Source organism: Bradyrhizobium sp. BTAi1 (genome assembly GCF_000015165.1).
GTDB lineage: Bacteria > Pseudomonadota > Alphaproteobacteria > Rhizobiales > Xanthobacteraceae > Bradyrhizobium > Bradyrhizobium denitrificans.
Genome location: NC_009475.1, coordinates 58,666 through 72,895, shown reverse-complemented (window position 1 = coordinate 72,895; position 14,230 = coordinate 58,666). Strand labels below are relative to the sequence as shown.

The 14,230-nt window shown below is 59.7% G+C and carries 14 protein-coding genes and 1 pseudogene; 9 read left to right on the top strand and 6 right to left on the bottom strand.

The features are described 5' to 3' along the window. The first annotated feature begins 221 nt into the window (after nt 1-221). From gnd to BBTA_RS37220, 8 genes are all read left to right on the top strand, one after another. A complete protein-coding gene (gene gnd, locus BBTA_RS37255) occupies nt 222-1,193 on the top strand; it encodes a phosphogluconate dehydrogenase (NAD(+)-dependent, decarboxylating) (RefSeq protein ID WP_041751810.1) in 972 nt (323 codons plus the stop codon). 39 nt (nt 1,194-1,232) lie between these two features. Beyond that, nucleotides 1,233-2,753: a glucose-6-phosphate dehydrogenase gene (zwf, locus tag BBTA_RS37250; protein ID WP_041751809.1), complete on the top strand. Its 1,521-nt coding sequence runs from the start codon at nt 1,233-1,235 to the stop codon at nt 2,751-2,753. Nucleotides 2,754-2,892: 139 nt separating this feature from the next. Continuing rightward, a complete protein-coding gene (locus BBTA_RS37245; protein ID WP_011930964.1) occupies nt 2,893-4,905 on the top strand; it encodes a 2Fe-2S iron-sulfur cluster-binding protein in 2,013 nt (670 codons plus the stop codon). A gap of 3 nt (nt 4,906-4,908) precedes the next feature. Further along, on the top strand, nt 4,909-5,616 hold the full coding sequence (locus BBTA_RS37240; protein WP_011930963.1) for an iron reductase: 708 nt from the start codon (nt 4,909-4,911) through the stop codon (nt 5,614-5,616). Then, nucleotides 5,613-6,383 carry a cytochrome c3 family protein gene (locus BBTA_RS37235; protein WP_011930962.1) on the top strand — a complete coding sequence of 257 codons (771 nt, stop codon included), beginning with the start codon at nt 5,613-5,615 and terminating at the stop codon, nt 6,381-6,383. Before BBTA_RS37240 ends, BBTA_RS37235 begins: the two co-directional genes overlap by 4 nt. A gap of 89 nt (nt 6,384-6,472) precedes the next feature. Next, nucleotides 6,473-6,952: a hypothetical protein gene (locus BBTA_RS37230; protein ID WP_011930961.1), complete on the top strand. Its 480-nt coding sequence runs from the start codon at nt 6,473-6,475 to the stop codon at nt 6,950-6,952. Nucleotides 6,953-7,782: 830 nt separating this feature from the next. After that, on the top strand, nt 7,783-8,868 hold the full coding sequence (tal, locus tag BBTA_RS37225; RefSeq protein ID WP_011930959.1) for a transaldolase: 1,086 nt from the start codon (nt 7,783-7,785) through the stop codon (nt 8,866-8,868). Nucleotides 8,869-9,006: 138 nt separating this feature from the next. Beyond that, complete coding sequence (locus BBTA_RS37220) at nt 9,007-9,513, top strand: MarR family winged helix-turn-helix transcriptional regulator (RefSeq protein ID WP_011930958.1); 507 nt, start codon at nt 9,007-9,009, stop codon at nt 9,511-9,513. 197 nt (nt 9,514-9,710) lie between these two features. Here BBTA_RS37220 and BBTA_RS39515 read toward each other — a convergent pair whose 3' ends face one another. Then, the gene (locus BBTA_RS39515; protein WP_011930957.1) at nt 9,711-9,953 is read right to left on the bottom strand and encodes a hypothetical protein; all 243 of its coding nucleotides are present in this window, start codon (nt 9,951-9,953) and stop codon (nt 9,711-9,713) included. A gap of 266 nt (nt 9,954-10,219) precedes the next feature. Here BBTA_RS39515 and BBTA_RS39510 point away from each other — a divergent pair. After that, nucleotides 10,220-10,489 (top strand): annotated as a pseudogene (locus BBTA_RS39510) (oleate hydratase); the annotation flags it as partial. 329 nt (nt 10,490-10,818) lie between these two features. On the opposite strand, the gene BBTA_RS41050 reads toward BBTA_RS39510, so the two are convergent. The 5 genes from BBTA_RS41050 to BBTA_RS37205 all read right to left on the bottom strand — a co-directional run bounded on the left by BBTA_RS41050 (nt 10,819) and on the right by BBTA_RS37205 (nt 14,228). Continuing rightward, nucleotides 10,819-11,265: a hypothetical protein gene (locus BBTA_RS41050; protein ID WP_083780817.1), complete on the bottom strand. Its 447-nt coding sequence runs from the start codon at nt 11,263-11,265 to the stop codon at nt 10,819-10,821. Between the two features lie 496 nt (nt 11,266-11,761). Further along, the gene (locus BBTA_RS39505; protein ID WP_011930956.1) at nt 11,762-12,211 is read right to left on the bottom strand and encodes a cytochrome c; all 450 of its coding nucleotides are present in this window, start codon (nt 12,209-12,211) and stop codon (nt 11,762-11,764) included. Nucleotides 12,212-12,288: 77 nt separating this feature from the next. Then, the gene (locus BBTA_RS41525) at nt 12,289-12,561 is read right to left on the bottom strand and encodes a hypothetical protein (RefSeq protein WP_041751808.1); all 273 of its coding nucleotides are present in this window, start codon (nt 12,559-12,561) and stop codon (nt 12,289-12,291) included. Further along, complete coding sequence (locus BBTA_RS41920; RefSeq protein WP_371260229.1) at nt 12,455-12,769, bottom strand: DUF4411 family protein; 315 nt, start codon at nt 12,767-12,769, stop codon at nt 12,455-12,457. Before BBTA_RS41920 ends, BBTA_RS41525 begins: the two co-directional genes overlap by 107 nt. A 229-nt stretch (nt 12,770-12,998) precedes the next feature. Beyond that, a complete protein-coding gene (locus BBTA_RS37205; protein WP_011930954.1) occupies nt 12,999-14,228 on the bottom strand; it encodes an efflux RND transporter periplasmic adaptor subunit in 1,230 nt (409 codons plus the stop codon). Between the last annotated feature and the right edge of the window lie 2 nt (nt 14,229-14,230).

Below are 14,230 nucleotides of genomic sequence, written 5' to 3'. Positions count from 1 at the left end.
ACCCGCTTCAACCCTTAGTCTCGATCAATTGTTTGAGCCAGATCAAGTTTGCCAAGGCTCGGCCGGATAACATTGGGCGACAGACGGACAGTTTCGGCGCCAACTCCGCTGAAGCCTCTCCAAGAACAAGCTCAAGCTGTCGCCAAAAGAGTAGCTATCTCGCGCCCCGAGACATCGAGCTTCCTTCTCGCTGGCGTGGGAGACTTAAGGAGGACGGGCCGATGCAACTTGGAATAGTCGGTCTGGGGCGGATAGGCGGCAACATCGTGCGCCGAGTGCTTCGCACGGGACATGCTTGCGTAGCCTATGACCGCGATCCAAAGCTGAGCCAGCGCCTCAGTGCGGAAGGGGCATTCGCGGCGCAAAGTCTGAAGGATCTCGTCGCAATCATGGAGCGGCCGCGCCATGTTTGGCTGACGCTGCCGGCGGGCGAAGCAACCGACGACACGCTCCATCAACTTTCGCCAATGCTGGATGCAGGAGATGTGCTCATTGACGGAGGTAACTCGTTCTACAAGGACGACATTCGTCGTGCGCGTGAACTCGCCGCGATGGGATTGCATTATGTCGACGTCGGAACGAGTGGGGGCATCGAGCGGGGCTACTGCCTGATGATCGGTGGAGAAAAAGAGATCGTCGACCGGCTCGATCCAATTTTTTCCGTGCTCGCGACGGGTAACAGAAATATCCCGTGTACCCCGGGTCGCGAGGGGCGGGACGCGCGAGTTGAACGGGGTTATATCCATGCCGGCCCAAGTGGCGCCGGCCATTTCGTGAAGATGGTCCATAGTGGGATCGAGTACGGTCTGATGCAGGCCTATGCCGAGGGCTTTGAAATTCTCAAACAAGCAATCGCGGAGGAACTAGCAGCCGAACTGCGATTCGATTTCGACCTTGCCGACGTGGCCGAGGTCTGGCGGCGGGGCAGTGTTATCTCGTCCTGGCTGCTCGATCTCACCGCCAGTGCTCTTGCCGCCGATCCGAAGCTTTCGAACTTCGAAGGCTATGTGATGGACTCTGGCGAAGGCCGGCGGGCGGTCAGCGCCGCCCTCGAAGAGGCCGTTCCCATACCGGTCCTGTCAGCGGCTCAATATGCGCGTTTCGGCTCACGCCAGCAGCACAGCTTCGCGAACAAGCTCTTGTCAGCAATGCGCAACGGCTTTGGTGGCTACCAGGAGCCTGCGAGGGGCTGAGAGCGGCCCCATTCGGCCGCCGGAGGCGGATGATTGAATATGGAAATAGACGCTACCGTATCGCAGCGTTGCACGCTTGTGATCTTCGGCATCACCGGAGATCTTACACGACGGCTGCTTATGCCGGCGCTCTACAATCTCGCCCGCTGGAAGCGCTTGCCAAAGGATTTCAGGATCATCGGCGTCGGGCGCAGCGAAATTCCGGTTGACACGCTGCTGGATGATCTCACCAGATCCTTGCAAGAGTTTGTCAGCGAGCAGGCCGGCGAAGCATCGGTCGATAGCGTCGACTGGAAGGTTTGGGACGAGGTCGTGCGCCGATTGGCGTACGTTTCGGGCCACATTGAGGATGCAGGAACTTACGCAAAGCTGCTCCAACTCGTCAAAGGTTCACAAGCGGGTCCCGGTGCAGGAAACGTTCTCTTCTATCTCGCGGTGGCTGCGCAGTTCTTCGGCCCTGTGGTCGAGCACCTCGGAGAGGCTGGCTTCGCTCGGGAAGAAGCAGGGGACTGGCGGCGGATCATCATCGAAAAGCCGTTCGGCCGAGACCTGCAATCTGCAAGAGCCCTCAATCGGGACCTTCTCGCCGTCTTCAGGGAAGATCAGATCTTTCGTATCGATCACTTCCTCGGCAAGGAGACCGTCCAGAACATCATGGCGTTCAGGTTCGGTAACGGCCTGTTCGAGCCGATTTGGAACAGGGACCGCATTGACCACGTCCAGATCACTGTCGCCGAGACGGTCGGCGTGGAGCGACGCGGTATATTCTATGACGCGATCGGCGCACTTCGTGACATGGTACCGAACCATTTGTTTCAGCTGTTCACGATGCTCGCGATGGAGCCGCCGATCTCGTTCGAGGCCGATGCCGTGCGTGACAAGAAGCAAGACGTGCTGATGGCCGCGCGGCCGCTGTCGGAAGAGGCGGTCCTCCAGGAAGCGGTGCGCGCGCAATATACCGAAGGTACGGTGCGTGGTCGGGCGGTCCGGAATTATCGTGAGGAGCCCAACATTGCTGCTGCCTCGCGCACAGAAACTTATGTTGCGCTTCGTTTGATGATCGACAATTGGCGATGGGCGGGGGTGCCGTTCTATCTGCGGACCGGCAAGGCCCTCACTCAACGCAATACGGAGATTGCGATCCAATTCAAGCAGGCACCCCTTGCGCTCTTTCGAAATACCGCCGTTGCCGACTGCATTCCAAACTGGCTTGTGCTGCAAATCCAACCCAACGAGGGCATCTCACTGCAATTCGGCGCCAAAGTGCCGGGGCCCGACGTGCGATTGGATGCCGTCAACATGGGATTTCTATACAAGGACTATTTCCGGACCCCGCCGAGCACCGGTTATGAGACGCTCATCTACGATGCCATGATCGGGGATGCGACGCTGTTCCAGCGCGCCGACAATATCGAGGCGGGTTGGCGTATCGTACAGCCGGTGCTTGATACCTGGTCGGGTGGGCACGGTTCGATTTGGACCTACCCGGCTGGAAGTGCGGGTCCGAAGGAGGCCGATGATCTGCTTGCCAGAGAAGGTCGGGCATGGCGACCGCTTTGATCAGGGGATAGCTTAGCTCTGCTCGACGGGCTGGATCCGCTCCCATGTCGAGCCTCGCCACTGAGCGTGCTATTCTCCGCTGAGCCTGCCGAGACGAAGACCAATCCCGTCGAATTGGTCTTGAAAATGGAGACGCTGAATGGGATTTCATGAACAACCGGGAGGCTTGACCGCCGTTTCATGGTTTCTGGCTGTCGCATTCTTGGTCATCTCGGTGTCGCGGGCGCCCGCGCAGATGGAAGGAGGGCACGGCGCCCCCCATTCCGAGATGTCTGTTCCGCCTACTCCTTCTCCCAACCAGCGCGGCCTTGGGATGCCCGGCATGGGAGAAATGGGCAGTGGCGCGATGGGCGCGAGCCCCCGCGGCGAGATGGGCGGCAGTATGGGAGAGATGGGGGGCATGGGTGAGATGGGGCGCCGCCCCGCGAAGGAGTTTTATCCCTCCCTGATGAACTTGCCGACGTTGTCGGCCGAGCAGCGCCGCATGATCGAGGCACAGGCCCAAGCTCAAATCACGAATGGCACGACCGAGATCGCCAACGCGGAAAGTGCGCTTCGCCAAGCCAGGTCAGCGGGAGACTCCGCCGCTGTCGAACAGGCCGCGGGCCGGCTGCGCGACGGACTGAGCAATGTCAAGAGCGGCGCAACGACGCTTCGCGCCCTTGCCGAAGGCAAATCGCCACCGCAAATTGCGCAGGCCTGGTTCAAGTCTCAGCTAAGCATCCCTTCCGCGACGGCAAGCGACAGTCTTTCGGCGCTCGGCCTGTCTTGGTTTCATGTGATTACGATGGCGGTGGTGGCGACATTCGCAACAGCCATGCTTGCGATCTACTTCTTGCGCATGCGCCGCGCCAGCGCCTTGGTCGAGCGTCTGACACGTGTCCCGGCAGTCGCAGCTTCCTCGGGGAGGCCTCCCATCCCCTTGACTGCTGCGTCGAAAATCCCCCCAGGCAGCACGCCGGCTACGGGTCCGGGATCAACATCTGCGCCCCCCGCCGCTGCAGAGGCGCGACCTGAACCTTTATCTTTTCCTGCAGCCCGTACAACCACCGCAAACGCGGGGCCATGGAAAGGAAAGCTTCGGGTCGCCGCAATCTTTCCTGAAACAAAGGACGTGAAAACGTTCAGGCTCAAAAATCCGGATGGCGGGCCGGTTCCGTTCAGCTTCCTGCCGGGCCAATTCCTCACCTACTCGGCGGAGATCGATGGCAAGCTCGTCCGGCGATCCTACACGATTGCGTCATCGGCTGCACAAAGCGCCTATGTCGAGACCACGATCAAGCGCGAAGAACCGGGAATTTTCTCCGACTACATGCATGACAAGGTGGTCGAAGGCGATCTGCTCGAGGTGGCCGCGCCGTCAGGCACGTTCACCTTCACCGGCAAGGAAGCGGACAGCGTGGTGTTCATCGGAGGCGGTGTCGGCATTACGCCGCTGATGGCTGCAATCCGGTATCTGTTTGATACGACCTGGAAGGGTGAAACATTTCTCGTCTACGGGGCGCAGAGCACGGCGCATTTCATCTTTCGCGACGAGCTCGAATATCTCCAGCGCCGGATGCACAACCTTCATGTCGCAGCCACCATGGCGCGTGCGGCCGGCACGTCCTGGATGGGGGCCGAAGGACACATCACCAGGGAGTTTCTACTTCAGTCCGTGCCCGAGATTACCAGCCGGCGCGTCCACCTCTGCGGACCGCCCGGCATGATGCAAGCGATGAAGAAGCTGCTCGCCGAACTCGGCGTCCCGCCTGACCAGGTCAAGACCGAGGCCTTCGGGCCGGCGCGCGGCGCCGTGCCGCCCCCGGGCGTCACCCAGATCGTGCAAGGCGGAGCCGCAGGTAGCGGTGCCGGCGCCTTGCAACCCACGGCACCGGCGATTGGGCCCGCAACCGCCACCATTCGCTTTGCGAAATCGGACAAGCTCGTTCCCCTGCCGCCGGACAAGACTGTGCTCGAGGTCGCGGAGTCCATTGGCGTACCCATCGATTATTCCTGCCGGATCGGGATCTGCGGCACCTGCAAGACAAAACTTCTCGAAGGCAAGGTGACTATGGAGGTCGAGGAGGCGCTCACACCCGAAGACAAGGCGCAGAACATCGTCTTGGCTTGCCAAGCCAAATCGGTCGGCAATCTGGTCGTCGAGGCCTGAGAAATGAACCAGACCGAACGCCTGATCGTCGAAATCGTCCTTTCTCTGCTCCTCTTCCTGGTGCCGGCGTTTCTTTTTCACACCGCGCCACGCTTCGCCGGAAGCTTGACAGGATTCATCCTTGGCGTCGCCGCCGCCACCTTGATGGTGTTGCTCCTGATCTACCCGCTCGCCAAGTACGTCGATTGGTTCAAGTCATTGGTCACCCGATTGGTGTCGCTACGCAGCCTGCTCGCCTTTCACGTCTATGCGGGCGTGTTCGGCGCCTTTCTGGCGATCCTGCATACCGGTCACAAGTATCAGAGCCCTCTCGGGATCTCGCTTCTGGTTTTGGTGCTGGTGGTTGTCGCGACGGGATTCGTGGGGCGCTATTATCTGCCGCAAACCTCTACCGAATTAAGAGAAGCGGAATCGCATCTGGCGACCCTGCGTTCGACCTACGACCAGGCGGCCATGGCAATTGCCGGGCGCCTGGCGCTCGAAGAGGCGGCCGCCGCGAACATCAGCGCACCGGCGCTACGCGATGTATCCGTGCTGCAGGTCGTCGAAAGCATTGCAGATCTTGAATATGGCATCGGCTCGCGCGAGGCTCTCAAGAAAGTCTTCATGCGCTGGATCGTTGTCCATGTGGTTGCTGCTATCCTCATGTACCTGTTGCTAACTCTGCACATTGGGGGCGAAATCTACTACGGGCTTCGGTGGCTCACGTGAAGAACGTCAACCGCTTCTATCTCGTCCTGATCGTCGGCGGCGCAATCGCCGCCATCATCGCGCTGGCCAGCCTTTATGGGACCGGATCGGCCGCAGTCCCCGGTTGGCGCACAGCTTTCCAGCCCGGCGCTCTTTCGTCCGGACACTCCTTTCTGGACGGCAAATGCGAAAGCTGCCACACGGCGGCTCGCGGGGTCGAAGCAGCGGCATGCATCAAATGCCACGCCAGTACGGCGGCAGACCTTGCAAAGCAGCCGACCGCCTTCCACGCCACCATTCAGGACTGCCGCGGCTGCCATAGCGAGCACCAGGGTGGCGAGCGGCCCACCAGGATGGATCACGCTGCGCTCGAGAGAATAGGGTCGCATGTCACCGTTGGGACGGCTGGTCATGCCGGGGTGACGCGACAGATGCTTGCAGACATGGCCGACTTCCTGGGAGTTTCGCTTGCTCAGACCGAGCAGAGTTCCTTGGATTGCGCGAGCTGTCATGGCAATCAGGACACGCATCGCGAACTTTTCGGGACGGAGTGCGCGGGATGCCATCAGACAACAACTTGGCGCATCGCGTCCTCGCAACACCCATCTCCCACGTCAAAGGACTGCGCGCAATGCCATGAGGCGCCACCAAGCCATTATTCAGAGCACTTCAGCATGGCTGGAATGGAAGCCGGCGGCCACGGCGGAACACAGATCAGCCAGTGTTACCAATGCCACAAGACAAACTCCTTCCGCGATCGCAAGATGTTCGGAGCCGGTATGCACTGAGCATGATGGACCATTAATTTAAACGCGGTTTATGGCTTGGTTTGATGACGCCGCGCCCGAGGTAGGTCCGATTCGAAGAGAGATGATCCATGCGCAAGATATTGCTCGCCGTTGTCTTCATCATCTATCCCATCCACGCAGCGATCGCGCTTTCCAGCCTTTCCAGGGAGCCGATCTGGGCCGCCCGTCACATCGAAGGATTGCCCCCCGAGCTGCGTACCCGAGTTCTCGCACTGGAAAACGCATGTGGCGATTCTATCGCCGCGAGGCATTATTTTTCGACGTCGATCGACATCGGCAACTCGAGCTTTGCCGCGCTCCATTTCGAGAACCTGCGCTGCCGTAACGCCCAGGTGATCTGTTCATCCAAAGGCTGCCTGCACGAGGTCTACATCAAGACGGGGCAAGCCTATCGCCGAATCCTGAAGCTCTATGCCCGCGATATCAGGATGACTGAGGCAGACGGGAAGCTCGAGATTCGGGTAGGATATGATGATGGGCTGACGGCGCTCCGATGGACCGGACGGAACTTTGTTCGGACGCAGGCTGGCTTACCCGGCGCATTTTGAGGACGATACGCGGCCCTCATGGGCATCTCAATGTGCTGGTGTTTGCTGGTGGTCAGTTTGCTCAAACTGACCCAGTATCAAGTTTTTCTGTCATGGCTGCAAGCTGAACTCGGCTCAACATTGTTGAGCTAAATCAACACGCCGTGGCCGGGTCTCGCTACTCTCAAGCGACCGGAAGGACCGCCAACAGGTGGGGCACACATCGATGGATAGTATCAGGCTAACCCCCCTTCGAAAATCGGCACTTGGACCGCTGCTCGTTGCCGCGACCTTGGCGGTCTTGGTCGGCGCGGCATTTGGACAGGTCGATGCCCCTCGAACGACCTCGAATGAGGCAGCCAGCCGCGCTGTGCCGCCCACTCATCACCCTCAATATGTCGCGCCAACCGGCAAGCGCAAGCCGCCAGGTCGTGCGCTGGACGAGCACGAGGGGATGACACCAGCCCTGGAGGAGGACAACGCGCGGATCAAGGCGCACACTCTGAAAAGCATCTGCAAAGATGCGCCTGGCTGCGAAGGCGGTCACCTCTGGAAAGGTCGCAAATAGGATGCGCGATGCCGATACATGTTCTTCAGGATGCCTTGCCGGGATCGCGTGTTCGCGGCTCCGATCGGCGCTTCGTCCCTTGCTATCTGGCCTCTTGGGCGCGCTTCGTGGCTCCGGCGAAGCCATCTCGGCGGCTCGTGCCGCCACAATCCTGAATTCGCCAAGTGAGGTCGCCCGCGTTACGCCGGCGCGGAAATATCGGGTTCGAGCTCATTAGGCTCGTGGATTGCGAGCTGCCGATCCCGTAGGACGCCATGCCAATGACCCAGCCTGAGGTGACGCGATGAGAGCAATCAAGACGCTTCGTGATCTCGGCCAGAGCCTATGGCTCGATAACATCACACGAGACTTACTGCGGAACGGGACGCTGCAGCGCTATATAGACGACTTTTCGGTGTCCGGACTTACGTCCAATCCCACGATTTTCGAGCTAGCCATCAAGAACAGTACGATGTACGACGCCGATATCGCTCTTCGGTCGCCGTCGATCCAATCGGGCGAGGACCTGTTCTTCGACTTGGCGCTCGCGGATCTGACTGGCGCTGCCGAACTACTCCACCCCGTATTTGCTCGCACCGACGGTGTGGACGGCTGGGTGTCGCTCGAGATTTCGCCCCTTCTGGCCCACGATACTAACCGCACGCTGGCGGCCGCGAGCGATCTTCACCGCCGTGCCGGTAAACCCAACCTCTTTATCAAGATTCCCGGCACTCCAGAGGGACTGCCGGCCATCGAGGCGGCAATCTTTGCCGGCATTCCCGTGAACGTCACCCTGCTTTTCTCGCGCGAGCAGTATCTTGCCGCGGCCGATGCCTATCTGCGCGGCGTCGAGCGGCGCATCGCGGCGGGGCTCAATCCGGCAGTTGCCTCAGTCGCCTCGCTGTTCGTCAGCCGCTGGGATGCCGCGGTTGCCGGCAAGGTCCCAACTGATTTGACCAACCGGCTCGGCATCGCCGTCGCTCAGCGCACCTATAAAGCTTACCGTGAATTGCTGTCCTCGGCGCGTTTCCAGCGCGCCGCCAACGCCGGCGCTCGCCCCCAGCGTCTGCTATGGGCCAGCACTGGCACAAAGGACCCCAAAGCCTCTGACATCCTCTATGCCAAGGCGCTGGAAGCCCCGCTCACGATCAACACCATGCCTGAGGGCTTGCTCAAGGCTTTTGCCGATCACGGCGAGGTGGGCGAGATCCTGGCGCCCGACGGGGGCGACTGCGAAGCGGTTCTCGCCCGTTTCGCTAATATCGGCATCGACATCGACGCGCTCGCCACGCGACTGCAGGACGAGGGGGCTGCATCCTTCGTAAAATCCTGGAACAACCTGATGGACCGCATCAAGACCAAGATGGACCTGAGGCGGGCGACGGTTTGACGATGTAAGATGACCATGATGATTGCTCGACCTACGCGGCACTTCCAGCCTGGACCGCCCTGGAGTAGTAACAAAGATCGACGCCTGTATGGTAACCCTAGAGGTTCACGCGAGTACAAGGAACTCTGAAAGCAATTTATGTCCGCTACGAGGAAGAGTAGGTCACGCCACTCCTGCATTCGCGATCAGGAGGTTGTCAATCGCTTCACCTGGGAGATCGTGCACATCAATATCTACCTGATGAAGCTTTGCCAATTCTGGGCCAAGGCGCTCAACATCAGCGGGCCGCAATGGATGATTCTGCTCGCCATATCCGATTTGGACGAGGGCGATGGCGTGCCCGTCAATGCCGTGTCGAAGATGCTTCAGGTCGACTCATCGTTCGTCACGACGCAGTCGAAGCGGCTGGAGAAGAGTGGGCTGTTGCACCGCAACTCGTCGCCGACTGATGCTCGGGTGGTCCGGATGTCGCTCACGGATCAATCCCACGACCATCTATCACGGCTTGCCGCTCGGCAGGAAGCGATCGGCGCGCTTGCCTTCGAGGTATTCGGTTCAGACGAACTGGCGGAGTTTTTCGAGAAACTCTCAAACCTGAAGAGTCGGTTGGGAAAGGCGCGTTTGAAGCTCTCGTTGGATTTTTGATCCTCGCAGGTGACCCGGTCGAGTGCAACTCACCACGATCCATTTGAGCCGTAGCGGAAGGAAGGCGGTCACTCATATGGAGGACACGCAGAGGAGGCGCGGCCGCACCGGCAACGGCAGCCCGACGCGCTCTTGACGTCTGGTGCCGCTTCACCTGTGGCGGCACTCCGCATCAAGCTCAGAGCATGCTGCTGCTGTCAGCAGATGTTGTACGGTCCATGCGGACCAAATACCCAGCAGCTTCCGTGGCCGTGAGGGTCGCCGTTCCAATGGTCGTACCCGCCCGAGAAATGGTCGCCATGGCCGTGATCGAAGAAGCCATGGCCGGAGCCGTGGCCATGGTCATCGGCAAGAGCGTTGGTTCCGCCGGCGACAGATCCGATGCTGATCGTCGCAACCGCGAGGGGGGCCGCAAGCAATTTCCTGGTCTTGAGCGTCACGTGCGTGTCTCCTGTGTTTTGCTACCCAAGCGAACTGCTTGGGTTGTTAGGAGCATAGAAGAGCGTCGTCGATCGCTCCGTGACCGGATCACTTCCGATCCAGCGGCGCGGTCAGCGCCGATCTGGCTTTAAGGCGGATCGTAAAGGCGGTTGAGGCAGATCAAGTCACACTGAACGAAGCGTGGCAGAAAGCCGTAGATTTAAGACGCATGCCGCACGGTCGTGCACCGATCAACGCGGCTTCTGCTTTGTGAGGAGCAGATCTCTTGAAAGGTCATTTTCTTGGCAGTGGAATCGGCTCGCTGGCAGGAGCCGCCTTCATGATCCGCGATGGAGGTGTCGCCGGCCACGAGATCGCAATCTACGACGCGTTGCCGTTAGCAGGTGGATCCCTCGATGGTACCGCGCTTGACGACGGCTCCTATTCCCTTCGGGGAGGCCGCATGCTGACAACTGATCATTACGAATGCACGTGGGACCTTCTATCGACCATCCCCTCCCTAGAGCATCCAGGTCAGACGGACACTGATCGCACCTGCATTGGGCGTTATTGGCGCTTGCTCTCGCAGCTACCCCAATTTCGACGGCGCAGCTGAATTAGCTGTTGTGATTGGAGCGATTGCCGCTGCGGCTGGAATGGCAGCGCCGGTCATCACCTATTGGACGGCTCTTGTTGCCGGCAGATACCAGGGAGATCTTGGGCGATGGACGGCCGTAACCAGTCTGGGGCAAGCGGCGGGATCAGCTGCCGCCGGTCTTTTCCTGTTCGCAAGGTTCCTGTCGCAAGGAATGAGGGCAGTATCTTCGCGCTTTTGAGGAACAAGTCTCAGATCGATTCGCGCTGGGCGGCCTCGCTCGGCGCGATCTATTTCTCGGATTTCTTTGCCTCGTCCGACGACATCGCGCGGTTGCCGGGCTTCTGGCGATCGGAGCAAATGCTCGTGGCGCTTGCCGGTCGTCTCTGCGCTTTCGTCCACGCGATGCGCTCGACGGAGCCAGCTATTCTGGAAAATAATCCGGCGAAGTCAGGAAGGTCGATCATCGCCAAAAGCAAACCGGCGATCCAGAAGAGATTCTCATGAGTAAACATCGCAAGGAGGCCTAACACCGCAACGAGCTGATACTGAACCTTCCGTTCTTTCTGGGCGATATGCTCCGGCAAGTGATGCAGCCGCAGCATCACGATGCCAAACATGAACACGAACAGGATCAGAAACACTCCCATCGCGATCAGCAGTACGTCCGTCTCTCCAGGCTCGGCAATGAACCAGGGGAGGCGAGCGTGAGAGGGCGGCGTTTGAGAGTTAATCATGAGATCGTACCCCGTCCGTCCTGAAATTCGCCCGCTAGGTCCTCCGGCACCTTACGCAACGGACGCATTCACCAAGAGCACTGTCCCTGGCCTCCGAGCCCATTGATCTAGATCAATGCAGAGGGGCTACAGCGTGGGCGTCAACGGGTCGTGGACCGCAGGCGCGAGCAGCGGGTCGACGTCCGTCGGCGCGGGGTCCCGGCGCCTTACTGGCAACGCTGCGAGCGCAGCCTCTTCAACGTTTGTGCGAGCCGGATCGCAAGGTGCATTGGCGCGCCGATCGGTCGTCGTTGAGCGCGCCAGCAATCGTTTGATCGCTGGCATGAAAATTCTGAATCGTTGGCCCTGATCGATTCAGCAATTTAAGCCAACTAACGCATCCCGAGTTTCGACCCTAGGACTCAAGGTGGCGGTCAGAAATGTTCCGAACTCTTTTTGCCCTATGCTTTAGAGGGAGTCTAGCAGGACGGGCGAGTAATCTGATGCTCGCCGGTTGCTACTTCTGCTGAACACGACTGAGGTAATCGATAACAGCGAAGATGCGTGTTCGCACTACGACTTCCGGGTTTTGCTCCGGCCCAGCCATCTTCCAATAAGATGGATCAACATAGTGAGGCAATTTGATAATGGGGTTGAATCGTTCACCCCAAATTGGCATTTCACGAGTGCCGTGAGTGGGAGTTGTTTTCAATCCATATATGGATTCATAAACAGCCTCCGTCGGAAAGACCCCGTTGTTGCTCTTGGCCAACAACGTCAAATCGGGAGGCGATATCTTAAGCTGGTTGCTGACCGGTCCTTTGCCCTTTGCATCCGCACCATGACAACTCGCACACGAAGACTGAAATTCTGATTTACCGATGTCAAAATCTTCGGCCTGAGCCGCAGCAGCGAAACCAGCGCTAAGACTGGCAACAATCAACCATTTTACACCCCATTTTATCATGTCGTACTCCGACGCGGCTACGATGACCCTACTAACTCCTTGCCCCGACAGTTTGACGCAGATCAACGAAGATAGTTTCAGCTTGGCTTGCGAAGCTTCTTTAGAATTGCGCGCTGAACGTCAATGTCCTCTTGGACAACCCGCTTAGCGTCTTCCACCCGCTGCTTGGCGCTCTTGCGCGGCTTCACGACGGCCTTGAACGCCTTCTCCGCGCCCTTGGGCGTCTCATCAGCCCCATGGGCCTTAGCGGCCTCTAAGAAGCGTTTGGACTGCTCCGGATCGTACCGGCTTCGGCGAAGAATACCGGCCGTTGACACACCTGACGCAGATGCTTTGCTGGCGGCAGACATATGGGATTTTTCTCGTGTTCTCTTTGCGCTCATCTGTGACCACCGTCCATCCTAAGACCTTCGCTGCTGCGAGAAGCCAAGGGTCTGCTGGATCAGGATTCCGAGTGCCCCACTGATCGAATAGAAATTCAAAGTCGTCTGCATCTGACCGCCTAAGCTCATCGTAAACTTCCTCTACCGTTTTCAAAGTTCCAAACCCGACGAACATTTTGAGTCCGGCCATAACGGTGTCGCAATGCGAAACACCGTCAAGGTGAGCTATCGCATCGCAATCAATGAGGTACACCTTGGAATATATTCCATAATGTAAGTTATGCGAATCAATAAAGTTGATATGGATCAATGGCTTATGTTGGGCTCCAGTTGGATCTCGCCTCGCCTGTTTTGTATGCGCGCCCGCTTGGCGCGACAGACCCCAGCAAAAACATAAGCTGACTTCAGTCGCGTTGGGCTACTCTCGTTCCATCGCCGATCCGGTCGCTAGGATGCAGTACGACTCTATCCCCTGCAGCAAGCCCCGAGAGAACCTCGGCCATCCCGTTATTTCGATGGCCGATGCTGACCGTCACCATTTGAGCACGCCCGTTCTCGTCAGCAAAAACGGCCCACTGGTTGCCCTTCCGGAACAAAGCGCTCACTGGCACGGTCCGGGCCTCCGGAGCGCTCCACGTAGTTACATGGACGACGACCCGGTAGTCGTGTCCAAGCGAGCTCCAGGTGTCGGGGGGATCCGCGAAATCGATCGTCACGCGGACCCGCTGCTCCTCGATCCCCAGCGCCGAGACCTTCAGGAAGCCGGCGGGGTCAACGCGCACCACCTTCCCCCTGATGGGCTGTCCGCCCCAGCCGTCGATCCGGACGGGCGCTCCCACCTTGATCTGGACCGCATCGGTCGAGAGCAGGTCGGCGACGATCTCCAGATCGAGAGGGTTGCCGATGTCGACCAGCGGCGTCCCGGGCAGAACCGTCGCCTCGCTGTCCTGGATGATCTTCAGGACACGTCCGCTCGCCGGCGCGAGCACCCGGACGCAGCAGGCCGGCTCCGCCGACGGCGCGGCGTTGGCCGGGTCCATCAAGCGAGCCGCCAGGCTGGTACGCACCGCGCGACGCATGTCGACCTGGGCCTTCGCGCTCGCCAGGGCGGCTTCGTTGTTGGCCACGTCGAATTTCGCCTTGTCGAACGCCTGAGCCGAGGTGGACTGCGTACGCAAGAGCGTCTGCGCCCGCTGGAATTCGGTCCGCGAGAAGTCCAGCGCGGCCTCGATCCGCTGCACCTCGGCCTGCTGCTGCTGGATGGCGGCGTCCGCAGCCAATACTTCGGCCTCAAGCTGGTCGCGGGAGCGCACGTCGATGAAGCCCGGGAGCGTCGGCTGCATCAGGGCGACGGTCTGGTTGGCGGCAACCTCGTCGCCCACGTGAAGAGAAGGACCCTGCTCGCCGAGCGGATGAGAGATCCTCAGCACCTTGCCGGCGATCGGCGCCGAAACCGTGTAGACGTGGCGGACGCGCGTCTTGCCGTCATCGTCGGCCGTGACTTCGATCGGGCCTTTCGCGATGGTCGCGAGATCCGCCAGGACCGGCCGTGGCCAGGCGAACCAGGCCAGTCCCCCCGCGATCGCGGCCAGGGCCGCTGCACCGATGATCCGTTTGGTCCACTTTGCCGGCATGG

Bases quoted from the DNA above. Each gene is read 5' to 3' on its own strand.
- BBTA_RS41920 (WP_371260229.1), bottom strand. From the start codon at position 12,769: ATGTTCGTCGGGTTTGGAACTTTGAAAACGGTAGAGGAAGTTTACGAT.
- BBTA_RS37245 (WP_011930964.1), top strand. From the start codon at position 2,893: ATGGGATTTCATGAACAACCGGGAGGCTTGACCGCCGTTTCATGGTTT.
- tal (WP_011930959.1), top strand. From the start codon at position 7,783: ATGAGAGCAATCAAGACGCTTCGTGATCTCGGCCAGAGCCTATGGCTC.
- BBTA_RS41050 (WP_083780817.1), bottom strand. From the start codon at position 11,265: ATGATTAACTCTCAAACGCCGCCCTCTCACGCTCGCCTCCCCTGGTTC.
- BBTA_RS41525 (WP_041751808.1), bottom strand. From the start codon at position 12,561: ATGTCTGCCGCCAGCAAAGCATCTGCGTCAGGTGTGTCAACGGCCGGT.
- BBTA_RS37205 (WP_011930954.1), bottom strand. From the start codon at position 14,228: ATGCCGGCAAAGTGGACCAAACGGATCATCGGTGCAGCGGCCCTGGCC.
- BBTA_RS37230 (WP_011930961.1), top strand. From the start codon at position 6,473: ATGCGCAAGATATTGCTCGCCGTTGTCTTCATCATCTATCCCATCCAC.
- BBTA_RS37220 (WP_011930958.1), top strand. From the start codon at position 9,007: ATGTCCGCTACGAGGAAGAGTAGGTCACGCCACTCCTGCATTCGCGAT.
- gnd (WP_041751810.1), top strand. From the start codon at position 222: ATGCAACTTGGAATAGTCGGTCTGGGGCGGATAGGCGGCAACATCGTG.
- BBTA_RS39505 (WP_011930956.1), bottom strand. From the start codon at position 12,211: ATGATAAAATGGGGTGTAAAATGGTTGATTGTTGCCAGTCTTAGCGCT.
- BBTA_RS37240 (WP_011930963.1), top strand. From the start codon at position 4,909: ATGAACCAGACCGAACGCCTGATCGTCGAAATCGTCCTTTCTCTGCTC.
- zwf (WP_041751809.1), top strand. From the start codon at position 1,233: ATGGAAATAGACGCTACCGTATCGCAGCGTTGCACGCTTGTGATCTTC.